The following is a 6,395-nucleotide window of genomic DNA, read 5'->3' as shown; positions in this document are numbered from 1 at the left end:
CGCAAGCGCGGCCTGCTGGCCCGCGCCGTCGCCCGCGGTGGCCGGCCCACCGACCCGCTCGCCGCGCTGGCCGAGTACGGCGGCTTCGAGATCGCCATGATGGCCGGCGCCATGCTCGGCGCCGCCGAGGCAAAGATGGTGCTGCTGATCGACGGCTTCATCGTCACCAGCGCGCTGCTGGTGGCCCACGCCATCGCGCCGGAGATCCTCGATTACTGCGTGTTCGCCCACCGCTCCCACGAGGCCGGCCACGTGGTGCAGCTGGCCCACCTGGGCGCCGAACCGCTGGTGCAGCTCGACCTGCGCCTGGGCGAAGGCACCGGCGCGGCGCTGGTGTATCCGCTGGTGCAGGCGGCGGTGAATTTCCTCAACGAGATGGCCAGCTTCGAATCCGCCGGCGTGGCCGGCAAAGCCTGATCCCGCCCCGGATGCGCACCCAGCTCGAACTCTTCTTCATCGCCATCGGCTTCTTCACCCGGCTGCCGGTGCCGGGCTGGGTCGGCTTCGCCCCCGAAAAGCTCGGCCACGCGGCGCGCTACCTGCCGCTGGTGGGCTGGCTGGTAGGGCTGGCGGGCGTGGCGGTGTATCTGCTGGCGGTGCAGGTGCTGCCGGTGGATATCGCGGTGGTGCTGGCGATGGCCGCCACCATCCGCATCACCGGCGCCTTCCACGAAGATGGCTGGGCCGACGCCTGCGACGGCCTCGGCGGCGGCTGGAACCGCGAGCAGGTGCTGGCGATCATGAAGGACTCGCGGATCGGCAGCTACGGCACCATCGGCCTGGTGCTGATGCTCCTCGCCAAATACCTCGCCCTCACCAACCTGGGCGCCGACGAAGACTACCCGGTGATCGCCGCCCTGCTGGTGGCCCATCCCCTATCGCGGCTGGTGGCGGTGGGGCTGATGGCCACCCTCGACTACGCCCGGCCGGACGACACCTCCAAATCCGCCCCGGTGGCCCGCCGCCCGACCGCCGCCGAGCTGGGCATCGCCACCCTGGCCGGCGTGCTGCCGCTGCTGCTGCTCAACCCCCGCGAGGCGCTGGCCGTGCTGGCGGTGTGCGCGGTGGTCGGCATCCAGGCCCGGCGCGTCTTCGTGCGTCGGCTCGGCGGCTACACCGGCGACTGCCTGGGCGCCGCCCAGCAGGTGGCCGAACTCGCGATCTACCTGGGAATCCTCGCCACGTGGAGCTTTACCTGATCCGCCACCCCCGGCCCGCCGTGGCGCCGGGGGTCTGCTACGGCCAGACCGACCTGGGCCTCGCCGAATCCGCCGACGTGGTGGCCGAGCGCCTGCGCCCGCTGCTACCGGCCGATTACGCCCTCTTCGCCAGCCCCCTGGCCCGCGCCCGCCTGCTCGCCGAAGCCCTCGGCACGCCGCGCCTCGACCCGCGCCTGAAGGAAATCCACTTCGGCGACTGGGAAGGCCGCAGCTACGACGACATCGGCCAGGCCGCCCTCGACGCGTGGGTGGCCGAACCGCTCGATTTCGCCCCGCCCGGCGGCGAATCGCCGCGCCGGATGGCCGGTCGGGCACTGGATTTTCTCGCCGAACTCCGCGCCGAGGCACCCACCGCGGCGGTGGTCGTCGCCCACGGCGGGCCGCTCCGGGCGCTGGCCGGCGAACTGCTCGGCCTGCCGCCCGAGCGCTGGCTCACCCTCGACTTTGCCTGCGGCGAAGTCACCCGGCTCGATCTCCACGACTGGGGCACCGTGCTGCGCTGGTTCAACCGCTAGCGCATTGCCCGCAACGGGCAGCGCGCCGCACCCAAGCATGCCTTTCGAATTATGCCGGATGCTACCATCCGGCCCGAATGGCATGTCCCGCACAGACCATTCTTCCCAACGGAGCCCCCCGGTGCCCGATCGCCCGCAGAAGGCGCGGCCCCGGCCAAGCAACGATCTCAAGGAAGAACCCATGCCCCGCTCCCACCGCCGCACCCTGCGGCAGGCGGCCGTCGCCATCGCCGCCACCCTGGGCCTCGCCGGCGCCGCCCAGGCCTACGTGCTGTCAGCCTACGACGCGTCGATCCACACCACCGACACCGCCGCCCTCAACGCCGCGCTGGGCCTCGCCGCCCTCACCGCGGTCGAGGATTTCGAAGACGCCACGCTGGTGGCCGGCCTCACCTCGTCCCTCGCCATCGACGGCCGCGACCTGCCCAACCACGCCTGGGACGGCATCACCACCACGGTCTCGGGCTATCCGGTGTTCACCATCAGCCTGCCGGGCATCCGCCTGTTCGGGATCGGCATCTCCGACAACGACGGCGGCGGCCAGACGATCACCATCAACAACCTCGCGCCCCTTGATCTGTCCTCGGTGGCCGGCTATCGGGGCGACTCCAGCGGCCGCGCCACCTACGTGATCGTCCGCGCCGAAACGGGCGACGCCGACATCACCCGGATCGCCATCGACGGCAGCCTCACGCCGATGTTCGACCACCTCGTCCTCAGCACCGATTCCGGCCTCACCCCGGCAGGCAGCGTCCCCGAACCCGGCAGCGCGCTCCTGGCCCTCGCCGGCATCGGCGCGCTGGCCCGGCTGCGCCGCCGCTGACACCGCGCCCCGGATCACCCCTGGTCCGGACATCCCCACGGTAACCCCCCGCCGCCGGCAACCGGTTCATCCGGCCCGGCGGCACCCCTGCGCCGCCTCGCCCTGGCGCCGAAGATCTCCTGCCAGCGCCCATTTCGGGCAAAAACCCGCCCTCCGCTGCCTGAAAGCACAAGAAACCCCCAGAATTTGTAAGCAATCATTTCATGCAACGAGTTTCTGATGTTTTTGACATCTGAAAATCGAATTTGGCGAGATACTCGTTTTGCAGGGAATAGCCCTGACGCCCGCCGAAGCCTCCCAGGAGTTCAGGCCGACGGGCCTGCAAAACTCAAGGGGATTTCACCATGGAAAAACGCCGTACGTTCCTCAAGGCGGGTGGGGCGGGCTTGCTCGCGTCGCTCGTCTCGCCATTCAGCTTTGCCCAGACCACGGCGACGCTGCTGTCGTCCCTCCGCAGCAAGCAGTTCACCGCGGCGATGCCCAACCCGCTCGACCCGGCCAACCTGTTTGCGCCGGATGTCGCCGGGGGCACCAGCTACACCCTGAAGATCAAGGAATTCCAGGCCAACCTGGGCCTCGTCAATCCGGCCACCGGCAAGGCCGTCAAGACGACCCTGTGGGGCTACGGCTCCACCACCCAGGCGCCGAGCTACCCCGGCCGCACCTTCAACCTGCGCCAGAACGTGCCCGTCACCGTGCGCTACGTGAACGAGCTGATGAACAGCGCCGGCCCGCTGCCCCACCGCCTGCCGGTGGACACCACCATCGACTGGGCCAACCCCGGCAACCTGGGCGGACGCGCCCCGGTGCCGCTGGTCGCCCACCGCCACGGCGGCGACCAGGGCACGCTCTCCGACGGCCTGCCGGACGCCTGGGCCACCCCCGACGTGAACCTGAACGGCATGCCCGACTACCGGGGCCGCCTGTTCAGCGCCAGCTACACCTTCGACAACAGCCAGGAAGCCGGCCACCTCTGGTACCACGACCACGCGCTGGGCGTGACCCGTCTCAACGTGTACATGGGCCTCGCCGGCAACTACTTCATCCGCGACAAGAACGAGGACTACCTCGTCCAGTGCGGCCAGCTGCCGGCCTACCCCTACGAGCTGCCGATCTGCATCCAGGACCGCCAGTTCAAGAACACCGGTGCGCTCAACTACCCGGCCACCGACCCGGCGAACCCGTCGGCGCCCAACCCCACGCATCTGCCGGAGTTCTTCGGTGACGTGGTGGTCGCCAACGGCGTGCCCTGGCCGCGCTTCGACTGCGAGCCGCGCCTGTACCGCCTGCGCCTGCTCAACGGCTCGGATTCCCGCGTGTTCACCCTCAGCTTCGTGCTCGAGAACTTCCAGGGCACCAAGCTCACCTTCTGGCAGATCGGCACCGACCTGGGCCTAATGAACAGCCCGGTGCCCCTCACCAGCCTCACCCTCGCCCCTGGCGAGCGGGCCGACGTGCTGGTGGATTTCTCGCGGATCATCTGGTGGTGGCACGGCAAGGTCATCGTCAGGAACAGCGCCAACACGCCCTTCCCCAACGGCCTGCCGCCGGTGGCCGGCACCACCGACCGGGTGATGGCCTTCAGCGTCACCAAGCCGCTGGGCTTCTTCGGGTGGAGCCTGTCGCTGCTCACCGGCGCCGCAATCCCGACCAACCTGCGCCCGGTGCACGGCCCGCTGCCCACGCCCGTCACCACCGGCGTCAAGGTGCGCAAGCTCATGCTGTTTGAAGGCACCGACGCCTACGGCCGCCTGCAGACCATGCTCGGCACCGTCAATCCGGCCGCCGGCAACCCGGCCGGCCCCGGCTTCGGCACCTTCCTGTACACCGATCCGGTCACCGAGAACATCGCGGTGGGCAGCACCGAGATCTGGGAGATCTACAACACCACGGTGGACGCCCACCCGATCCACCTTCACCTCACCAACTTCCGCGTCCTCGACCGACAGGGCTTCACCGGCACCCTGGTGCCCAAGCCCATGGGCTTCGGCGCCACCGGCGGCTATCTCACCCGGATCGCCCTCTCCGGCGCCCGCGCTCCGGCGCTGCCCAACGAGCAGGGCCGCAAGGACACGGTGCTGGCCTACCCGGGCCAGGTGACGCGCATCGTCGCCACCTTCACCCGGCCGGGCGAGTACGTGTGGCACTGCCACATCCTGTCCCACGAAGACCACGAGATGATGCGGCGCTTCGTCGTCGCCTGAGCGACCGGACCGGCCGGAGCAGCCCCGCTCCGGCCAGGGTGCGGAAGCGTCGGAAAAATTCGGGCAGAATCCGCCCACCGACGCCGCGCCCGGTCCGCCGCCCGTCGCCGTCCGCCCTCCGGGCCGGGCGGCTTTTTTTCGCGCCGGGCCAAGCGTCAGCCACGATCCGAGAGAGAGCGCACGATGACCCACTTCCTGGCCGACGACGGCGAAAAGATCCACGTGAAGATTTCCGGCGAAGGCCCGCCGATGGTGCTGCTGCACGGCTGGACTTCATCCCACCGGGACTGGAACCCCTTCCTCGCCGCCTTCGAGCCCGCCCACCGGGTGTTCCGCTGGGACGCCCGCGGCCACGGCGGCCACCACCTGGAAACCGCCAGCGTGCCCACGGTGGCGCGCATGGCGCGGGATCTGCAGAACCTCCTCGACCACCACCAGCTCGATCAGGTGATCGTCGCCGGGCACTCGATGGGCGCGCTCACCCTGTGGCAATACCTGCGGGATTTCGGCGACAGCCGGCTGGCGAAGCTGATCTTCATCGACCAGTCGCCCAAGCTCGTCACCGACGCCGGCTGGCCCAACGGCATCTGCGGGGATTTCGACGCGGCGCGCAACGCCGCCTTCATCGACGACCTGGAAACCGACTTCGCCGAGGCCGTGCTACGCCTCGTCGCCCACGGCCACAACGCCCGGGCGCGCCAGCTGTACGAAGAGAACGGCCCCGGCATCCAGTCAGCCCGCCAGCGCCTGGCGAGCTTCGACGCCCGCGCGCTGATCGACTGCTGGAAGAGCCTCACCGCCGCCGACTACCGGGACGTGCTGCCCACCATCAGCGTGCCGGCGCTGCTGGTGTATGGCGGCGCGAGCAACTTCTACTCGGCCGCCACCGCCGCCTACGTGCGCGACCACATCCCGGATGCGCGCCTGCACATCTACCCGGACGTGGACCACGCCCCGCACCTGTGGGAGAAGGAGCGCTTCGTGCGCGACGTGCTGGATTTCGTCGCGGGCTGAGGTTCAGGGCACCAACCAGTCGCCGTCCGGCACCAGCTTGCCGTCGGCGCCCACCTTCATCAGGTAGCCGCCCTTCGAGCCGTAGTGCTGGCCCGGCCCCAGCGTGAAGCGCGGGAAGGCCGTGCTCACCGCGCCGGCGTAGGCATCCTCCACCCGCTCGATCAGCGCCGCGCGGGACGGCGGGCTGGGCAGGGTGTACAGCGCTCGCGCGGTGACAAGACACGCCGACCAGGTGTTGCCCTGGGTCCGCTCGGTCTCCCGCGCCAAGGTCAGCCCCTGGCCGCTCATCCACCCGCCCAGGTTGAAGACCATCCGCGCCAGGCGCTGATTCGGCTCATCAAACGGATAAATCACCCGCAGATTGTTGCTGGAAATGGTACGAATCGCCCCCGGGTCCGAGGCCTTGTCCAGCTCGCCGATGGTCGCCGACACCAGCACCGGCACGCCGGCCGGCAGCTTCGGCGGATGCGCGGCAAAGGCCTTGAGCTGCGCCGGGGTCAGCCACAGCAGCAGCGCGTCATCCTTGGCAAGCGCCGGTAGCGGGGCGCCGGGCGCCAGGTCGAGCCGGCGGGCGCCGCGGCGTTCGGCGGCGAAGGCGGTGTAGGCCGCGTTGGCGGCA

General features: G+C 70.1%; 7 protein-coding genes. 6 read left to right on the top strand and 1 reads right to left on the bottom strand.

The genetic code is table 11. The features are described 5' to 3' along the window. The 6 genes from QQK25_RS21790 to QQK25_RS21765 all read left to right on the top strand — a co-directional run. A partial coding sequence (locus QQK25_RS21790) for a nicotinate-nucleotide--dimethylbenzimidazole phosphoribosyltransferase (protein WP_284189847.1) occupies positions 1-417 on the top strand: 417 nt, incomplete at its 5' end. Positions 418-428: 11 nt separating this feature from the next. Continuing rightward, positions 429-1,199: an adenosylcobinamide-GDP ribazoletransferase gene (locus QQK25_RS21785; RefSeq protein ID WP_284189846.1), complete on the top strand. Its 771-nt coding sequence runs from the start codon at positions 429-431 to the stop codon at positions 1,197-1,199. Further along, the gene (cobC, locus tag QQK25_RS21780; protein WP_284189845.1) at positions 1,184-1,735 is read left to right on the top strand and encodes an alpha-ribazole phosphatase family protein; all 552 of its coding nucleotides are present in this window, start codon (positions 1,184-1,186) and stop codon (positions 1,733-1,735) included. Before QQK25_RS21785 ends, cobC begins: the two co-directional genes overlap by 16 nt. Before the next feature lie 181 nt (positions 1,736-1,916). Next, a complete protein-coding gene (locus tag QQK25_RS21775; RefSeq protein ID WP_284189844.1) occupies positions 1,917-2,558 on the top strand; it encodes a PEP-CTERM sorting domain-containing protein in 642 nt (213 codons plus the stop codon). 344 nt (positions 2,559-2,902) lie between these two features. Further along, entirely contained in the window at positions 2,903-4,762 is a 1,860-nt protein-coding gene (locus QQK25_RS21770) for a multicopper oxidase family protein (protein ID WP_284189843.1), read from the top strand. Between the two features lie 183 nt (positions 4,763-4,945). Continuing rightward, positions 4,946-5,776 carry an alpha/beta fold hydrolase gene (locus QQK25_RS21765; protein ID WP_284189842.1) on the top strand — a complete coding sequence of 277 codons (831 nt, stop codon included), beginning with the start codon at positions 4,946-4,948 and terminating at the stop codon, positions 5,774-5,776. A gap of 3 nt (positions 5,777-5,779) precedes the next feature. Here the strand turns inward: QQK25_RS21765 and QQK25_RS21760 are convergent. After that, a partial coding sequence (locus QQK25_RS21760) for a hypothetical protein (protein WP_284189841.1) occupies positions 5,780-6,395 on the bottom strand: 616 nt, incomplete at its 5' end.

It is taken from the genome of Zoogloea oryzae (genome assembly GCF_030161255.1).
GTDB lineage: Bacteria > Pseudomonadota > Gammaproteobacteria > Burkholderiales > Rhodocyclaceae > Zoogloea > Zoogloea oryzae.
This window is presented reverse-complemented; position numbering and strand designations above follow the sequence as displayed.

Coding starts and splice junctions, on each gene's coding strand:
- QQK25_RS21785 (WP_284189846.1), top strand. CDS start 429: ATGCGCACCCAGCTCGAACTCTTCTTCATCGCCATCGGCTTCTTCACC.
- QQK25_RS21775 (WP_284189844.1), top strand. CDS start 1,917: ATGCCCCGCTCCCACCGCCGCACCCTGCGGCAGGCGGCCGTCGCCATC.
- QQK25_RS21770 (WP_284189843.1), top strand. CDS start 2,903: ATGGAAAAACGCCGTACGTTCCTCAAGGCGGGTGGGGCGGGCTTGCTC.
- QQK25_RS21765 (WP_284189842.1), top strand. CDS start 4,946: ATGACCCACTTCCTGGCCGACGACGGCGAAAAGATCCACGTGAAGATT.